The 15,724-nt window shown below is 44.9% G+C and carries 20 protein-coding genes; 3 read left to right on the top strand and 17 right to left on the bottom strand.

The window, feature by feature from the left end; translation table 11 throughout:
* The first annotated feature begins 44 nt into the window (after positions 1-44).
* Positions 45-3,287, top strand: a complete 3,243-nt coding sequence (locus tag NQH49_RS02965; protein ID WP_256698329.1) for a DEAD/DEAH box helicase — start codon at positions 45-47, stop codon at positions 3,285-3,287.
* On the opposite strand, the gene NQH49_RS02960 is transcribed toward NQH49_RS02965, so the two are convergent.
* The gene (locus NQH49_RS02960) at positions 3,284-4,183 is read right to left on the bottom strand and encodes a LysR family transcriptional regulator (protein WP_256698328.1); all 900 of its coding nucleotides are present in this window, start codon (positions 4,181-4,183) and stop codon (positions 3,284-3,286) included. The genes NQH49_RS02965 and NQH49_RS02960 overlap by 4 nt on opposite strands.
* A 91-nt stretch (positions 4,184-4,274) precedes the next feature.
* Here NQH49_RS02960 and NQH49_RS02955 point away from each other — a divergent pair, with 91 nt between their 5' ends.
* Complete coding sequence (locus NQH49_RS02955) at positions 4,275-5,054, top strand: NAD(P)H-dependent oxidoreductase (protein WP_256698327.1); 780 nt, start codon at positions 4,275-4,277, stop codon at positions 5,052-5,054.
* A 30-nt stretch (positions 5,055-5,084) separates the two neighbouring features.
* On the opposite strand, the gene NQH49_RS02950 is transcribed toward NQH49_RS02955, so the two are convergent.
* Both NQH49_RS02950 and NQH49_RS02945 read right to left on the bottom strand, forming a co-directional pair.
* Entirely contained in the window at positions 5,085-5,414 is a 330-nt protein-coding gene (locus NQH49_RS02950) for a DUF1493 family protein (protein WP_008107769.1), read from the bottom strand.
* Positions 5,415-5,540: 126 nt separating this feature from the next.
* Positions 5,541-5,927 carry a DUF1090 domain-containing protein gene (locus tag NQH49_RS02945; protein ID WP_256698326.1) on the bottom strand — a complete coding sequence of 129 codons (387 nt, stop codon included), beginning with the start codon at positions 5,925-5,927 and terminating at the stop codon, positions 5,541-5,543.
* 315 nt (positions 5,928-6,242) lie between these two features.
* On the opposite strand from NQH49_RS02945, the gene NQH49_RS02940 reads away from it, so the two are divergent.
* Positions 6,243-7,472, top strand: coding sequence for a site-specific integrase (locus NQH49_RS02940; protein WP_256698325.1), 1,230 nt, complete (start codon positions 6,243-6,245; stop codon positions 7,470-7,472).
* Positions 7,473-7,524: 52 nt separating this feature from the next.
* Here the strand turns inward: NQH49_RS02940 and NQH49_RS02935 are convergent, their stop codons facing one another.
* The 14 genes from NQH49_RS02935 to NQH49_RS02870 form a co-directional block, all read right to left on the bottom strand.
* Positions 7,525-7,683, bottom strand: a complete 159-nt coding sequence (locus NQH49_RS02935; protein ID WP_256698324.1) for a hypothetical protein — start codon at positions 7,681-7,683, stop codon at positions 7,525-7,527.
* A gap of 3 nt (positions 7,684-7,686) precedes the next feature.
* Positions 7,687-9,588: a hypothetical protein gene (locus NQH49_RS02930; RefSeq protein WP_256698323.1), complete on the bottom strand. Its 1,902-nt coding sequence runs from the start codon at positions 9,586-9,588 to the stop codon at positions 7,687-7,689.
* 32 nt (positions 9,589-9,620) lie between these two features.
* Positions 9,621-9,812 (bottom strand): hypothetical protein, encoded by a 192-nt coding sequence (locus tag NQH49_RS02925; RefSeq protein ID WP_256698322.1) that lies wholly within the window; start codon positions 9,810-9,812, stop codon positions 9,621-9,623.
* Between the two features lie 79 nt (positions 9,813-9,891).
* Entirely contained in the window at positions 9,892-10,947 is a 1,056-nt protein-coding gene (locus NQH49_RS02920) for a major capsid protein (RefSeq protein ID WP_137269544.1), read from the bottom strand.
* Between the two features lie 18 nt (positions 10,948-10,965).
* Positions 10,966-11,340 (bottom strand): hypothetical protein, encoded by a 375-nt coding sequence (locus NQH49_RS02915; protein ID WP_137269545.1) that lies wholly within the window; start codon positions 11,338-11,340, stop codon positions 10,966-10,968.
* A gap of 21 nt (positions 11,341-11,361) precedes the next feature.
* Positions 11,362-11,688: a hypothetical protein gene (locus tag NQH49_RS02910; protein WP_256698321.1), complete on the bottom strand. Its 327-nt coding sequence runs from the start codon at positions 11,686-11,688 to the stop codon at positions 11,362-11,364.
* 486 nt (positions 11,689-12,174) lie between these two features.
* On the bottom strand, positions 12,175-12,558 hold the full coding sequence (locus tag NQH49_RS02905; protein WP_137269547.1) for a hypothetical protein: 384 nt from the start codon (positions 12,556-12,558) through the stop codon (positions 12,175-12,177).
* A complete protein-coding gene (locus NQH49_RS02900; protein WP_137269548.1) occupies positions 12,558-12,896 on the bottom strand; it encodes a hypothetical protein in 339 nt (112 codons plus the stop codon). Before NQH49_RS02900 ends, NQH49_RS02905 begins: the two co-directional genes overlap by 1 nt.
* A 10-nt stretch (positions 12,897-12,906) precedes the next feature.
* Positions 12,907-13,284, bottom strand: a complete 378-nt coding sequence (locus tag NQH49_RS02895) for a hypothetical protein (RefSeq protein ID WP_137269549.1) — start codon at positions 13,282-13,284, stop codon at positions 12,907-12,909.
* Positions 13,277-13,780 (bottom strand): hypothetical protein, encoded by a 504-nt coding sequence (locus NQH49_RS02890; RefSeq protein WP_256698320.1) that lies wholly within the window; start codon positions 13,778-13,780, stop codon positions 13,277-13,279. Before NQH49_RS02890 ends, NQH49_RS02895 begins: the two co-directional genes overlap by 8 nt.
* Entirely contained in the window at positions 13,770-14,036 is a 267-nt protein-coding gene (locus NQH49_RS02885; RefSeq protein ID WP_256698319.1) for a hypothetical protein, read from the bottom strand. The genes NQH49_RS02890 and NQH49_RS02885 overlap by 11 nt, the downstream gene beginning before the upstream one ends.
* Positions 14,037-14,397: 361 nt before the next feature.
* The gene (locus tag NQH49_RS02880; RefSeq protein WP_256698318.1) at positions 14,398-14,697 is read right to left on the bottom strand and encodes a hypothetical protein; all 300 of its coding nucleotides are present in this window, start codon (positions 14,695-14,697) and stop codon (positions 14,398-14,400) included.
* A gap of 18 nt (positions 14,698-14,715) precedes the next feature.
* A complete protein-coding gene (locus tag NQH49_RS02875) occupies positions 14,716-15,318 on the bottom strand; it encodes a helix-turn-helix domain-containing protein (protein ID WP_256698317.1) in 603 nt (200 codons plus the stop codon).
* Between the two features lie 54 nt (positions 15,319-15,372).
* Positions 15,373-15,594 (bottom strand): hypothetical protein, encoded by a 222-nt coding sequence (locus tag NQH49_RS02870; protein WP_256698316.1) that lies wholly within the window; start codon positions 15,592-15,594, stop codon positions 15,373-15,375.
* Between the last annotated feature and the right edge of the window lie 130 nt (positions 15,595-15,724).

Below are 15,724 nucleotides of genomic sequence, written 5' to 3'. Positions count from 1 at the left end.
TAGTATAAGAATCAGCAGGTAAACATTCAGAGGATTAAAGTTTCATGGACGATCAAAGCAAAATGTTGCCCACCCAGCAAGCTATACGTATTCTGGATTATTGGCACAAAATAGAGTTTTTCGAATCAACTGACATTAAAGATCTTGAAAATAATGCGGATGGCGTAATTCAACTGAGCATGGAGGAATTACAGCATAATACATCACTTCCCTGGATTGAACCTCAGCAAATCAGGCGTGCAGGAAGTGATTATTCACCTGAAAAAAAATATCGTTACGAGCTCTTTTTTGGCATCTTTGAACGTGACGAAATATTTCAGCAAGCAAAGCCTTTTATTTATAAACAAAGTGACATAGAGAATGACGCGCTCGGCAATGAAGGTCGTACATGCTCGATAAAATGTAAGCTTGATCATAATGGTGTTATTGATAGCGAGAGTTTTGAGTTTTCAACGGTGACCTGGGCATTAGGTCAGATATCTACAGGTGGATTAGAACGACTGAACTTTGATGCCTATGAAGTCGATACAAAAAAATTACAGCAGCGTTTTAATGAAATTGTCACCACCGCTGACAATATAAAAACAAAACATCAATTACCACCTATTTTAACCACATTTGAAATAATTGAATTTTTAAAATCAATGGCGCAGTGGACTACTTTTTCTCCTCAAACCCCTACGCCTGCACTATTCATTAAATTAAGTGAAACAAAACCCAATAAACTCAATATTTCAGCTCAGCTAGATCCATCTTTACTTTCAAAACTTAGTGACGAGACTGAACTGGCATTATCAAACGATTCTGATTTTCCGCTGACTTCCGCTTCAGATAATTCAAATGAGATCAGTATATTAAATAGCTTCTACATACGTGATATTGAGCGGATAATAGAAGATATCAAGCGAAATAAACTTGATATTGACTCACCATTAGGACGCTATCTGACCGGCAGTCGTAAGAAAAACGTAGATTTACTTCTACCGGCAGGAAGGACGCTATTGATTGAGAAATTACGACTAGCCCAACTTCCTGCTGGACGCTGGCTTTCAGATAGAAAACACAACATGAGTTTAATGCAGCAGTTTGCTATTAATACTCTTGAGCAAGAACTTACTCATCAAGGACTTTATTCAGTTAATGGTCCACCAGGTACGGGTAAAACAACTCTACTTCGTGATATCATTGCAAACAATATCGTTAAGCGCGCTGCCATTCTTGCGAATTATAATCGGGTTGAGGATGTTTTTTCTGGCTCAATCAGCATTAGCGTCAATGGCAACACGCGCAAGATACCCTGTCTTCGCCCTGAACTTTGTGGCTATGAAATGGTGGTAGCTTCAAGCAATAATGCTGCTGTCGAAAATATCTCACGCGAACTACCTCAGCTAAAAAGCCTTGGAGATGAGTGGCAACATCATGATTATTTTAAATCAGCTGCGCGAAAACTCGCGGCATTTTCACGACCTCTAAAAAATAGCGAAAAACAGCCAGAAAAAACTTTTCTTATCAAACCGCTTGCCCCAGATGATGATTGTTGGGGATTGATTGCTGTAGCTTTGGGAAAGAAAAAGAATCGCGATCGCTTTAAAGAGCGAGTGTTTACACATAATCATACGAAAGCTGTGACTTCACCACCAGCTGATGAATATAGACACCTATTTGAATCACTAAAAAATAAAGACATAGCGAGCTTCGCAGCAGCTAAAAAAGCTTTCATTGACGCTCAACAAAAACATCATTCTATCATTCAGGAACTTCAGCAACTTGAAGATCTTAACGATCTTTCCAATTATTACCATCAACAGCAGATAAAAATACAAAAACTACGTTTACGAAGGTTTATGCTCAACGCCCGAATTACGCGATGTGCAGAGCGTGAACCGCATTGGTTAACCTTAAAATTCAGAAAAATTTTCCGGGTTAAAGCCATTATTACTGGATTAAAAAACAGATTAAATTCTACCATTGCCGCGTTACAACTGGCGGAGCAACGTTTAAGTCAAATCCAAGATGAATTGGATGCTAAACATAAACATTGTTTAGCATTGCAGATTAAGTATCAAGACACCATTTTTGCCGCAGATGAAATCAATATCGAAGCTGAGGACATTCAGCGTACCTCTTTCGGCCATGGCGCAATATTAAATGCAGCCCGTAGTCAGCTTTCAGCATGCGCCCTGGATTTACATCAATCATGGCTGAAAGAGGCTTATAAAGAGTGCAACTTACTTAAAGTTATATTCTCCGTCAGCGACGCCATAAATGGTGGTGTACAAGAAACCAAAGCCTGCCTCGCTTTGTGGCAACTTCTTTTTATGATTGTGCCGGTAGTTTCTTCTACATTTGCATCCGTTCATCGTCAGTTTATGCATTTAGGTGCCGGTGATATTGGATGGTTATTTATTGATGAAGCTGGGCAGGCAACACCTCAACAAGCGGCTGGAGCATTATGGCGCGCGAAACGTGCTGTTGTGGTGGGAGACCCCTTACAGATTGAGCCCGTTTTTACAATTCCTCCTGCCTTCGTTGAAGCTCTTGCTCAACGCGCCTTTGCCGATGATTGGCGTGAGTGGTCTCCAACAACTCAGTCAGTACAAAATCTTGCAGATAGAGTGAACCCCTATGGTTCAGCACAAATATCTAATGAGAACTGGCTCGGTAGTCCGCTGCGCGTCCATCGACGCTGTGATGAGCCCATGTTCAGTATCGCCAACAAGATTGCTTACAACAATAAAATGCTACATGGTCGGGACAAGCGTTGGCCAACTGACAATAATCTTTGGGGAGAGAGCGGCTGGTTAGATGTTTGTGGTGAAGTGAAAGGAAAACATTACGTTCCCGCACAGGGAAAAAAAGTCCTCATGATGATTAATGACTGGTTTGAACATCATGGTGCGCTGCCGGACGTCTATATTATTTCGCCTTTTAAACAGATTAAAAACCAACTTAAATCCTTATTGAGTCAGGAACTAAAAGGCATCAAGGATATCAACCGTTGGATTGATGATAGGGTGGGCACCGTTCATACCTTTCAGGGAAAAGAAGAGAAAAATGTCATTATTGTGCTTGGTTTATCGGCTAATAATTCTGGCGGAGAAAAATGGGCATCTTCAAAACCCAATTTGTTAAACGTTGCAGTAACGCGTGCGCAGAACCGAGTTTATATCATCGGTAGTAAGGCCATTTGGGCAGGATGCGATTATTTTAATGTCGCTAACGAAATGCTAAGCAGAATAGAGCCGCCTGAAATGCCGGAAAAACTCGCGGTTGTTCACGTTGATTAAGAAAGGATCAGCGCCGCCACAATCTGCTGTCGCAGCCACTGCTGAGCCGGGTCGCGGTGCAGACGTTCATGCCATAACAGCAAGATATCAAAGCCCGGCACCTCCAGCGGCAAATCGACAACCGCAAGGTGTGAAGTATGACGCACCAACCGCTCAGGCAGCACCGCGACCAAATCGCTGTTCGCCAGCGTCTCCTGCATAAACAAGAAGTGCGGCACCGACAACACCACGCGGCGTGAACGTCCCAGCTTCGCCAGCGCATGATCGGTGGCGGCGCTGAAGCCGCCGCCATCCGGCGACACCATGACAAATTCCAGCTGGCAGAATTGATCCAGCGTCGGCGGACGTTGTAATTGCGGGTGTTCGCATCGCCCCGCCAGCACATAGCGCTCGCTGAACAGTTTGCGTTGATGCAACGTCGGCGGCGCGTTATCGCCGGTGTGAAACACCACATCCAGCTCACCTTTTTCCAACTGCTGCGCCACCAGCGGCGGATTAAGCGCCAGAATCGCCATACGACTCTGCGGTGCAGCAGCGCGCATCAGGTTGAGGGCGGGCAGCACCAACGCCGACGAGGTGTAATCGGTGGCAGCGATGCGCCAGGTGACTTCGGCATTGGCCGGATTAAAGGTATCGGGCGGCGCGACTGCTTGCTCCACCGCCTCAAGCGCCAACCGCAGCGGCTCACGCAACGCTTCTGCGCGCGCTGTGGGCAACATGCCGCGCGGTCCGGGCAACAACAGCGGATCGTCAAAATGCCTTCGCAATCGCGCCAACTGAGCGCTAACGGACGGCTGCGAAAGATGAAGACGCTGCGCCGCGCGCGTGACATTGAGTTCGGTTAGCAGCACGTTGAGCGTCTGCAGCAGATTCAAATCCAGTGAGTTGATATTCACTCTGTCTATACCTGAGATATCAGCAATTTATTTCTACTATATCCAGCATCGACTTAATCTGCAGTGGTTTTCATCTCACAGGATTAAGCCCATGAATGTACTGATTGTGTATGCCCATCCGGAACCGCGTTCGTTGAGCGGTTCACTCAAAGACTTTGCCGTGCAGCATTTAAAAAAGGCCGGACATCAGGTGCAGGTTTCTGATCTCTATGCGATGCAGTGGAAAGCGCAGCTCGATGCTGATGACACACGCGCCCCGTTAGTGGGCGACCATTACGATGCGACAGTGGATTCACGCTTCGCCTACGATCATCAGCTTCAGGCTGCGGATATCGCCGCCGAGCAGGAAAAATTGCGCTGGGCCGATACGGTGATTTTCCAGTTTCCGCTGTGGTGGTTTTCGATGCCCGCCATCATGAAAGGCTGGTTTGACCGCGTTTACGCCAACGGTTTTGCCTACGGCGTAGGCGAGCACAACGAACAGCATTGGGGCGATCGCTACGGCGAAGGCAATCTCAGCGGCAAACGCGCGATGCTGGTGGTGACGACAGGCGGATGGGAATCGCATTACAGTCCGCGCGGCATTAACGGCCCGATGAACGATCTGCTGTTCCCGATTCAGCACGGCATGCTGTTTTATCCCGGCTTTAGCGTGCTGCCGCCGCTGGTTTTCTATCGGGTACAAAAGTCGGCAGCAGAACGATTTTCTGGCTGGTGCGATGCGCTGGCCACAAGGCTGGATACGTTGGCAGAAACTGCGCCAATTGCCTACCGTCAGCAAAACGGCGGCGACTATGAAATTCCTGCGCTGACGCTAAAAGCGGAGTGTGTAGCCGAAGAGAGCGGCTTTGGCGTGCATGTAAAGCGGTGAAAGGTAGCAGGCTCGGCGCTGAGCCTGCGGTTACTCGTACAGCCAGCGCCCCGCTTTCGCCGATTCAATCAACATTCCCAGCGTGAAATCGGGCACCACCGGCACTTCACGCTTATTGAAAGGATTGAGAATCTGCGCCAGCGAGGGCTCATCGGGATAGTAGGTTTCGATGACAAATCCGCCGCGATCAACGCTGAACTCGCCGAAGAACTCATCCATCAGCGCAGCCGCTTCTTCACGTTCGAAGTTGAGATCGCTATCGATATCAATTTGCGGCGTCAGCGTCTTCTGCTTGAACAGGTAAACGCCGTCGTAACGTCTCACCAGCTCGTAGATACGCTGCTCAATTTCAACTGTCATCGCTTCTGCACTCCACTGATTTCACCGGAGCGCCATTCTGCCATGCAATCCCGACAGTTGGATGAAAAAAATCTCTGCGGGGGAATTTTGAGACAAAGCGCGAATTTTCTGGGCGGGACGCCCGGTTTATTGCGTCAAAGCGTCCTGTGCTTGTTTCAGCTCTTCACGCGCGCCGGCCAGTTTACGCTGCTGCTTCGCAATTTTGTCGCTGCGGCCTTTGGCCTGCGCTTCTTGTAAATCTTGCTCACGCTCCTGCACTTTCAACTGCTTCTCGACCACTTTTTCCTGGCGCGCTTTGAGTAAGCCGCTGTCGGTGCAATGTTCGCTAGCTTCACGCAACGCTTTCTCCAAACCCGCGATGCGTGCTGGATTGCCATGCTCACGCGCCATCGCCAGTTCTTGCTGGATATCCTGCTTTTTGGCGGCGCAGCCGGAGACTGGGTTCGCAGCCTGTACAGAAGTTACAGTCAAGGCAGAGAAAAGAATCGAAAGGGAAATCAGGGTGTTTTTCATGGTGAACTCTTGGTTTACGTTGATGGTCGCTATTATACGAAGAGTTCTTAACAGGATCTTAAGGCAGAAGTGATTATGCGAGACTGAGGAAATAAGCCGAATTTCAGACACAAAAAAAGCCGCTCGTAAGCGACTTAATTTTGCATCAATCGATGGTGCGAAGGCCGGAATCGAACCGGCACGCCTCGCGGCGGTGGTCGCTTATCCAGCAAGCTGATCTAAGCTATTGAAACAACAGCTACAATTTCGCCACTTCGACAATCTACACAAGCAATTCTACCGTGTAAAAGCCCCTGCAAAATAACCGGGGTTTATATGCAGGTCAAGAAAGATCGTTATCTCGTTTTAGATTTATGCGGAAACTACTATGTAAGGATCACTATCCCTGCATATATGCGCCATCTGTTCGAACAGAAGCGCTATTTTGTAAAGAGCACAGGAACAAGTGACATAAGGCAAGCAAGGCTATTCAGAGACGCCATAGCCGTTGAATGGGCACGTTTACGGGAGCAGGTAAAACCTAAAGAAGCCAGCAAGATTGAGAAGGCTATTGAAGAGCTAAAATCAGCCAGTACAAGTGCATTTGAAATGCCGATGCCGCAATTCAGTAGTGTGCAATCTGGCGGTGTCCCCACCCTACTTATGATGCGTGACATCTACATTTTGAAATTCAGTGAGAAGAGAAAACTCACCACCCTATCAAAAACCAATAAAGCGGTTGAAGTGCTGTTATTGCACCTGAAAAAACGTGATGTGAAGTTGAAGGATGTAAACAGAACAACAGTAACCGCTTGGATAGACAGCCTTAAGGAAGATAAGGCCGCACAGACAATACAAAACTACATCAGCTCCCTTGCTCAGATTTGGGATCTGGCTAGGAACCGGTATCACGATGCACCACAGGATAACCCGTGGCGTGGTCACGCTTTGGAGGCAAAAAGCAGTAAGGTGAGTTACCAACCGTTCACAGTGTCAGAGTTAGCAAAAGTATTTTCAGCATTGGAAGGTGACGAAGAGATGCAAGCTGTTACATTAATTGGGATGTATAGCGGGATGCGACTCAATGAGATCTGTTCACTGAAATCAGAAAGTATTAAGACAGTCGAGGGTGTATTGTGTTTTGAAATCAAGGAGGGGAAAACGAAATCAGCAGCAAGGATTGTCCCTGTGCATAGTCAGTTAAAGGATCTCGTTATTACGTTGCAACAGAAGCCTTATGACGGCTTCCTTTTCTACCGTGCATCAATCACAGACCGTGCAGACGGCAAGCGCTCTACGTGGCACACACAACGATTTACCAGGGCTAAGCGTAAGGCTTTGGGAGAAAATGGAAATGAATATAAAGTTTTCCATTCGTTAAGGGGTATGTTTATAAGCCAGTTGGATAGAGAAAAAATACCAGAAGACCGTATCGCTTTGCTTGCAGGACACGAGCGCGGCAATACGGAAAGTTTTAAAACATATTCGAAAAACTCCGCTTCGCCTGCTGAGTTATCAGAATATATTGAGAAAGTCGCTTTCGAAATAAAATCAAGCAATAACTGATAGATTCAGAGGCGCGAGAGCATAAGAAGAACGTTCTGCGCCTTAGCCTTATTCATAGAAATACTGCTGCTAACACCTTGAAGATATCCGCTATTGAAAGCTGTTGGCTTGCTGGCAATGTTGATTCATACCAGACAAACAGCACAGCGATAATGCACCAGGCAAAAGCCAGCTTACTCTCTGGCTCTTCTTTCTTGTTACGTTGAAACATCGATCACCATCCTGCATAAGAAGACTGTAGAGCCTGCGTAGTGCGTTGCTGGCCTTCCTCAAACAGTGCAGTAACGTTAGTGTTAATAACACGTCTAAACTCGCTATCATTAACGCCTGTTTCACTTCTTACGATAATGTCAGGAATGTTAACGATCACAGGGGCTGGCTTCGGATAGCCTACAGCCTGAGACATTGCACCGTTAGGACTGTATGCATTGATCATCTGCTGTGCGCTGCTATCAAGCTGGTTAGGCTTTTCACCCAGGACAGGTGCGAACATATTCGATGTGCTTTGTGCTGCTTCCTGCGATCTACTGCTAAAGCCTTTAATCCAGTTCCAGAGTGCATCACCAGACGCATTAGCGTTAGCTGTAGCGGCTGCATCGGCTCCGGCAATACCAGTGTTAGGGTTAACAGGTGCAGGCTTCATAGAGAGTGCGTCTTGCACGTCTTTCTTCTGCTCCGGCGTCACTTCGTTACGATGGAAGAGGTTAGAAATGCTCTCTTTGGTCTCTTTGATGCTCTTAACGAGGTTCCCAAGCTGAGTAATGAAATCTCCTACTTGCTGGCCCATCCATTCAGCAGCAGGAAGCAAGTTGTGCAAGGCTTCTGTAAGTTGTTCACTGCTTCCAACTGCATCTAACACACCGTTGCTAAACTCGTTTTTAAGCCCATCAGATCCTAACTCTAATGCAGTAGTAAACTGTGTGGCTTTATCGTTGTTGGCAATCGTTGTATCTGTCAGGTTTGCGCCTGCATATGTCAACTGCTTAACGGTATCAATCAGCCCTTGCCCGTTATTCTTAAGCGCGGGTAGCAGGTAGGTTAGCTGGTCGCCCAGGCTCTCGATCAGGTTGGAGATCTCGCCGTCTGATAGCCCTTTTTGCTGTCCTGCATTCACTGTAGCCTGAATGAAATCTAAAGGATTCTTGCTAAAGCTGGCGATTGTGTCTTTGTCCCAGCCAAATTGGTTGGCAATGTCGCCCACAGCGCCGCCGCCTGTAAACTCGCCTTTCTTGTTCACGCTGGCATTGTTCAGGAAGTCACCGATCTTTTCTCGGGTATCTTTAATCTGATCTCCTGATTTCTCATTGTTGGCACCAATGAAGCCAGCGGCTTTCTGTGCCTGAGTCATAGCAAGCAAGCTGTTAGAGTTGATTCCCAGAGATTTAGCTGTGTTGATTACTTCCCTGTTTTCTCGCGCTGTATCGCTTACCACGCTGATCGCTTTCTCAAGCCCTAGCCCTAGAGCACCTACACCGATTGCACCCACTCCAGCGGCCCCCAGGCCCCCTAATAGACCCTCTGAAAGGCTACCTTTCTTAACGAAATCTCTAGCGGCTCCCCCTGCAACCCCAGCGGCAAATCCTCCACCGTGTGATCCGTGTCCAGCACCGCCAGCGCCCCCGCCTTCCGCTTTATGCCTTTCTCTGGCCGCACGGCGTAACAGGGTGATCTGTTCTCTGATCTCTAAGTTGGTACGTGCAACGCTCTGGCGTCCGTGTTCAAGTTCGCGGGTTTGTTGGTGAATAGCACGGCTTACTTTGTGCTCTTCTTCTGCTGTACGGCCTGTAATGCCATTAAGCTGTAACAGTGCTGAGCGGCGTTTAATGTCTGCCTGTTCTTTACGTCTGGCACCTGCAAGCGCGTCTCTGTCTGCCTGCTTCTGTGCTCGGGCTGCTTCGCGCTGTGCTGTGAGTTCCTTACGCGCATTCTCTGCTTTAACTCGGGCTAATGCCTGCTCCGCTTTTTTCTGGTTATCGTTAAACTTCTTAGCTGGCGCTGATCGCACCTTTACTGATTCTGAATACTTCTTTAACTGCTCAATAGATTTCTTTGCGTCATTGAATGAACGCTTATCAACTTTAAAATCTACGACGTTAGTTAGCTTCTGTACATTCATCCTAACATTACCTCTCTAATATTTAATCCTAGTTAACTCTTGCTGTTTGCTACAGCTTTCTTTAATGCTGCATCCAGCGATAAACCGTCTCGGTTGATGTAACTTTTTAAAGTGCTGTAATTCACATCTAAGAGTCTGCACATCCAGCTAACGTTAATAGCGTTTTCGTGCTTGCTTAAATCCACTTCAATAAGTGTTCCGGCACTCTTTAAAATCATTTGCATTTCTATACCCCTATAGATAATAAAAAAGGGCAAGGCTATAAGCCCCGCCCCTTAAAAAGAATCTTAAACTCTTAAGATCTTAAATGTCGCCGATAACGTTACCATAGACGATTGCTTGCGGCTGCTGTACAACAGGCAGAATGCTAACCTCAGTATGCACACCAGGGAAGCCCCAGCGCTGATCGTATGTCAGATAGCTACCGATACCATTATCGTTAAGCGCGTGGCTCTCCATATGGCGTACAGCCTGCCCTACGTGCAGATCAAACAGCGATGCACCAATCAGGCGAGGAACAGCAACAAAGCTATCTTTGCTACTCAGGTATTTTTCATACTGAGGCAAGCCGCCAACGTCCAGGAAAACAACACCATTCAGTTCCCATTTACGGGCCTTGTTCAGGTTAGGTGCAATCTGGGTTAGTGGGTTAGCATCGTTGTTAAACGCCATAGTAAACTGTACGAAGTCTTTAATAGACTTGTGACGCTTAAAGGCTTTAGCCGCTTTACCGGCACACAGTACGATCATAGATTCACGATAGGTTTCCAGCCCTAAAAGCTTAGTACCCATAATGCGGCTAATGTCGTCCAGTTGTTCGAAAATATCCACGCCGAAAGTATCATCTACATTCAGAGTAAAGTTGGTGCGCTCTTGCTCAAACTCTGTGAAGAAGTCTAGATCCTTCTGCCCTGCATAGGTAGAACGAGCTACACCACTCATAACAGCTTCTGCTAGCTTGTCTTCAACAAAGTTAGTTGCCATAACTAGCTGACGGTTAGAATAGGCTTCCAGTTGAGCTACAGCCTGATCAGTACGGTCAAAGATACCGAAACGAAGCTGAGTTTCCAGATCCTTACTACTAACATCATTAGTGATTGCTGAGTGAATCAGTTGATAGTTGTAAGCCTGCCATTTTTTAGATGGTGCAGAGTTCCAATCACTCTGAGCAAAAGGCATTGTCTCAGTACTGATAAAATTAACGCCGTCTGCTTCCTGACGTTCGATCAGAATTTCGTTGCTTGCGTGGCGCTGAGTCTGGAATAGGTTACTATTCAGGAAGACGGTATTTTGTGTGTTTGGCACTTCGAAAGTGTTTGCAATAGAAACATTACTGCCAAAGATTTCACGTAGATCCATTTTTATATTTCCTTGTTATTAGGTAGTTGGTAGAGCGAATTCAGCCCAAGACGCAAAGCGATATTTATCACTAGCCATTGCTGCGATAATTGCATCACGATTAGCATTTTCACTGAATACCAGCGCTTGATCTTTCAGAATGGTGTGTTCTTTAGATGCAATAACAACGAAAATATCTCCAGCGTTTGCAGGTTCTACCAGGACGCCAGCAATAGGAGTAGACAGATCTGGAATCAGTGCTCCGCTTGCATCAATAACACTTCCGACTACCAAATCGCTGGTTAGTGGGGCTGAAAGTTCAAGTTTGCGATCCTGTAGGATTCCATCACCTGAATAAGCTACTACTGCGTGACGAAAGTCCACGCTTTGAAAAATACGACCGAAACGAGCCATTATATTATTTTCCTTAAGTTTTTATTTTTTAGATACTGCGTTACTTTTAATGCCATTCACTAAATCTTGTAATGATGGTTTAGGCTTAGCTGTATCTGCTTTGATGATTGTTGCTTCAAGTTTTGATTTTCGTGCTTGAATAACAATATTGTTTGCTTCTTCCAGGTCATCGACAAATAAAGTTACGGGAACTTTTTCACCTGTCAGAAGTTCAGAAGCCTTTTTAACTTCTATTGCAGTTGAGTTAGAGTGTTTTGCAATAAACTCTAAATCAGACTTAGTAAATCCTGTAACATTACAAGATTTAAGAATGCGTTGTTGCGCGTCTGGCGCGTTAAGTAATACCATTTGATTTTATACCTTGAAGGGATGCATATTATTTTATGCAGACAGATATAAAAAAAGCCCCCTCGGGAATCTAACAACCGTCATCGGGGATACTTTTGCATATTTAAAAGGATATCTAATAAGCTACATTTAGAGGCTCTCAGGCTCTAACTGTTTCTTAATTTTAAGTGCTTCTCAACACTATTAGCGAACGCTTAATAAGCTAATGAGGTAGAATAGTAATATTCTTTAAAAAACCTACTTCTAGGAAAGTAGGAAAAAACATAATAAGGATGTTATGTCAGAAAACCCAATGATAAGTTTTTGAAAGAATACTAAAAGGAAAAGACAGACCGCGCAGGCGGGATCAGCGAGTCGCGGTCTATCAACTTCGTAGCCGTAAGTGCTTGAAGTAAGAGGAAGGAGATTAGTATTCCCCTCACCTTTAATAATACTACATCTTAAGATCTTTGTCAACCTTTTTTGCATATTATTTTATGCAAAATGTTAATTAGCTTCTTCTGCTACCACAAAGGCGGCTAGTTCGATCTGTTGGTGAATCTCGTCATCTACAATCATCGCCTCAGACCCCAGCCAATCTACTTGGTCTTGTAGCATTGCCTGTAGGCTCTTAACCTCATCCAGAGACATTCTAAAGTCTTTGCTGTCTGCTGTGACGGCTACGAAGTCAATCAACGCTTTAAGACGCTTGGAGGCGGTTTCTAGGGCTGCTTTCACTACCTGCAATGCTTCTGCACTCTGTAGGGTTGAGAAGTTTAGAGAGGCTTCAATCACTGGCTTATAGTGGGTGTCTTCAAAGTCATTAACCAGTGATACAAAGTAAGTGTAAGCGCCTGATTGTTTCTGTTCTGGTAAAATACGTGCATTCATTATTGTGTTTCCTGTTGGTCAAATCCGTACTTGAAAATAATATCTTGTCTAGCAGCTAAAAAGTCATTAGCTACTAAGTTCAAATGGTCACTTTGCAGATCTGTTATTTCTCCTGATTGAAGCCAGACGTTTGCAGTTAGTATAATGTCGTCGTATTCTTTCCCGATGTAGATATCTAGATCCTGAACCTCTCCCGTTGTTTTCTCTAGCTCCTCACCTTCCAAAACAGGAAAAGTAAACAGTAACTTCTCCAACTTTTTATCAAGGTCGGGAAAGTCTTTTTCTATTAGGGTTTGAAGTCTTGCGGCTAGGCTATTCATCTTTCCACTGTCGATCATTTTTGGTTTCTTAGTGCATCTTGTCATCTAACATTTCCTCTTCTGTAATCTGTCTATAGTTGAACATCAACCAACCTTCGTAATCTTCTGCACTAGGAAAGCCCAAAGCTTCCCATTTGTGCGGTTTGATTCCGTTAGGCTTTGTTGTTTTAGTCTTGCGGGGTTTATAATAAACACCTTTCACAGATGTAATATCAGAGACGGCTTTATATTCTTCCTGTGAAAGAGGTTTGCTATCTTCTTCAATAGTTACCAGTGCATATCCTGAGGGTAAACTTTTCTTATCTTCCCCTTTTACCCTGCGTCTCTGCTTCGCCCTCATCACGTTAACATCTAGTGTTGTTTCTGCTTTAGTAGGGACTTTATCTGTACGAAATTTATTAAACACGTCTTAGATCCCAATGTCTCTTTTTATTATAAAGTCCCTGTAATCCATCTACGCTGTTGCAATTATCTTTCACGCGGTGGATCTCGCTACGGTCTACGCCGCCGATTAGCACGTTATCTGTTGCTTTCGCTTGAACAGGACAACCAATCACCTGAGTGCGTCCGTAAAAGTACGCATCATAAAGGCGCTGCCAGGGGTTATCAGCGTATAAGTTTTTATCGTTATACTTCGCTGTTAATTCTACCTGTCCGACTCTCTCCGTTCGCTCTGTAGCGCCTCCTGTAGAGGCTGCTAGTTCGATGTTATAAACGTTAGCGAGGTATTGAAGGGCAGATAAGATAGAGTTGAATAGAATCAAGCAGCGTTTGTTATTCTGTTTCCCGATACTCTCAAAGTATTGGTTGATGATTTCTAATAGTTGCTCATCTGAAATCTTAGTTGCATCTGCATAGATGGCACGGCGTACAAATCCTAATAACTGTGTATCAACTAACATAATGTGCGTGTACCTCTCCATTATCATCAAATAAGTTTACGAAATAATCCGGTAGAATGTTGCTTAGCTCTTTCAGAAGCATAAGGCGATCATAATCAAACTTGCTATCACTGCTAACGTTCTTGAATAAGTCAGAATACTTAAGAGCAAATCCAAACAATGCACTCTCATATGTTCCGTGGTTTCCTGATTCTTTGATGCGTTTCATTTCTAAAGCTGCTAGTAAGCAATCGTAATGCTGTTCTTTGTTAGTCATTTAAATCTGTCCAATAGTAATAAGAGTTCTGTGTTTCTACGTTTACAAAGAAGGTGAAAAGTTTATTGCCTTTCTTATTACTTCTTCTGTAAAAGTCGTTTGTGTATTCTTCTGTCCCTTTCAGGTCTTCTCTCAAATACTTATAATGCAAGTTAATTGCTTCTCTTGCTGTCATTGATTAGAGTCTCCAATAGAAAGTTACCGTGATTAGGTGTCTTCAAAATGGTTCGCACTTTGTCGGGGGTATGATCAAAGAACAATTCACATTGATCTAAGTCTTCTCCTAACTCTTCTGCATACTGAATAAAGTGTTGTTCGTGCTTGTCTTCGTTATATCTGATAAAAAGCTGTCTGTCGGTTGTTAGCATTCTGATACCTCAATCAAAGTGAATCCCTGGTTAACTTTTACATATGAAGGTAAAGCACCGCGTGGAATATGCTGGATAGCACCAAAGGCTTTTAGCTTGCTTAAGACATTATACAAATATGATTGTGTGCCTTTGTGTGTTTCTAGGTAGTCTTTAATAGTAAACTCAAAATACCCTAGAGCATTCTCTAATGATCTTGCACGTTCAGTTTGTTCTACCATAAAGCGGAATAGTTCGGCCTGCTTAGGTGCAAGAATCAAATATTCTTCTTTCTTATCATTTCTTAAAATCATTGTTGTTATTCCTTTTATTTAAAATGGCTCGTCATCCTCTTTATGTGGGGGTGTGATAAGCGGTGTTTTATTGTTTGCTACGCGGCGTTTCGCGTCTTCTAATGCGTCATTTTCTGCGGCTGTAGTGCGAAGCGGCGTTACAGTTTCTCCTAGATGTAAAGATCTTACAGGGGCGCTATAACCGTGCATCAGTTCGGGGATAATGTCATCATCACAATCGCTGTGTTTCTCTGTAACGGCTTCTAATGCTGGCGCTGGCGTTTGTACGTCCTGCACTGTTTCAGGCTGCTGTGTGACTTCCTGTTGCGTTTCTGGCTGCTCTACAGGGAACGGCTTCACTATAAAAGCGTTGGATGTTCCAGGGCGTGAAATGATCTCAATCAGTCCGGCATCTGCCAGCTTCTTGACCTCTCTACGTGCGGCCTGTTCGTCAGTCAGTCCTAACCAATCTGCGATCCCCTGCATCGACGGGCGAACCATTTCGAAAGAATCAGATAGTGATGACAGGTAACAATAAACGCCTTTAGTTTGAAACGTTAGTTTGTGCTGCTTCCCGTTATGGGTTACTTCTTTGATCGCCATAATGTTATTAGGCATCATTAAAAATCCGGTACTTGTCATTGTGTTTTTCCTTGTGGGTGATAGCTCTCCTCATTGCGCTAGCCCCTCCCTTTATTATGCGTTAGCTTCTACGAGCTTTTTAGCGCGATAAAGGTTTACACCGTGACGTAACATTTTTGCATAGTCTGTATTTCCACGCTGATTAGCAACCTTAGCAGTGTTGAGAATTTTCTTTGCCTCTGCATCTGGATCTTTCGCGTTAGCAATAAGAATGAATACGTGATTGCTGTCGATGTATTTTCTAGGCTTGCCGCCCTGTGGTAGTCGTGTTGGCATTGGTCAGATGCTCCTTGTGTAGTTAGTGTTAGTGTCAATTTAGAAACAGGAAAACACCGCCCAGCTACTTAGCTGGCAGTGCATTGTAAAACAGTTTCTTTGGTCTATATCTCCATTGTATCCTAATAAA

The sequence above is a fragment of the Pantoea trifolii genome, assembly GCF_024506435.1.
Lineage (GTDB): Bacteria > Pseudomonadota > Gammaproteobacteria > Enterobacterales > Enterobacteriaceae > Pantoea > Pantoea trifolii.
Note: the sequence above shows the minus strand (reverse complement) of the source record. Positions and strands in the feature narration are given on the sequence as shown.

Bases quoted from the DNA above. Each gene is read 5' to 3' on its own strand.
- NQH49_RS02950 (WP_008107769.1), bottom strand. From the start codon at position 5,414: ATGACAGTTGAAATTGAGCAGCGTATCTACGAGCTGGTGAGACGTTAC.
- NQH49_RS02905 (WP_137269547.1), bottom strand. From the start codon at position 12,558: ATGAATGCACGTATTTTACCAGAACAGAAACAATCAGGCGCTTACACT.
- NQH49_RS02910 (WP_256698321.1), bottom strand. From the start codon at position 11,688: ATGGTATTACTTAACGCGCCAGACGCGCAACAACGCATTCTTAAATCT.
- NQH49_RS02925 (WP_256698322.1), bottom strand. From the start codon at position 9,812: ATGCAAATGATTTTAAAGAGTGCCGGAACACTTATTGAAGTGGATTTA.
- NQH49_RS02920 (WP_137269544.1), bottom strand. From the start codon at position 10,947: ATGGATCTACGTGAAATCTTTGGCAGTAATGTTTCTATTGCAAACACT.
- NQH49_RS02880 (WP_256698318.1), bottom strand. From the start codon at position 14,697: ATGATTTTAAGAAATGATAAGAAAGAAGAATATTTGATTCTTGCACCT.
- NQH49_RS02965 (WP_256698329.1), top strand. From the start codon at position 45: ATGGACGATCAAAGCAAAATGTTGCCCACCCAGCAAGCTATACGTATT.
- NQH49_RS02915 (WP_137269545.1), bottom strand. From the start codon at position 11,340: ATGGCTCGTTTCGGTCGTATTTTTCAAAGCGTGGACTTTCGTCACGCA.
- NQH49_RS02935 (WP_256698324.1), bottom strand. From the start codon at position 7,683: ATGTTTCAACGTAACAAGAAAGAAGAGCCAGAGAGTAAGCTGGCTTTT.
- NQH49_RS02955 (WP_256698327.1), top strand. From the start codon at position 4,275: ATGAATGTACTGATTGTGTATGCCCATCCGGAACCGCGTTCGTTGAGC.
- NQH49_RS02945 (WP_256698326.1), bottom strand. From the start codon at position 5,927: ATGAAAAACACCCTGATTTCCCTTTCGATTCTTTTCTCTGCCTTGACT.
- NQH49_RS02930 (WP_256698323.1), bottom strand. From the start codon at position 9,588: ATGAATGTACAGAAGCTAACTAACGTCGTAGATTTTAAAGTTGATAAG.
- NQH49_RS02940 (WP_256698325.1), top strand. From the start codon at position 6,243: ATGCAGGTCAAGAAAGATCGTTATCTCGTTTTAGATTTATGCGGAAAC.
- NQH49_RS02870 (WP_256698316.1), bottom strand. From the start codon at position 15,594: ATGCCAACACGACTACCACAGGGCGGCAAGCCTAGAAAATACATCGAC.
- NQH49_RS02885 (WP_256698319.1), bottom strand. From the start codon at position 14,036: ATGACTAACAAAGAACAGCATTACGATTGCTTACTAGCAGCTTTAGAA.
- NQH49_RS02900 (WP_137269548.1), bottom strand. From the start codon at position 12,896: ATGATCGACAGTGGAAAGATGAATAGCCTAGCCGCAAGACTTCAAACC.
- NQH49_RS02875 (WP_256698317.1), bottom strand. From the start codon at position 15,318: ATGACAAGTACCGGATTTTTAATGATGCCTAATAACATTATGGCGATC.
- NQH49_RS02890 (WP_256698320.1), bottom strand. From the start codon at position 13,780: ATGTTAGTTGATACACAGTTATTAGGATTTGTACGCCGTGCCATCTAT.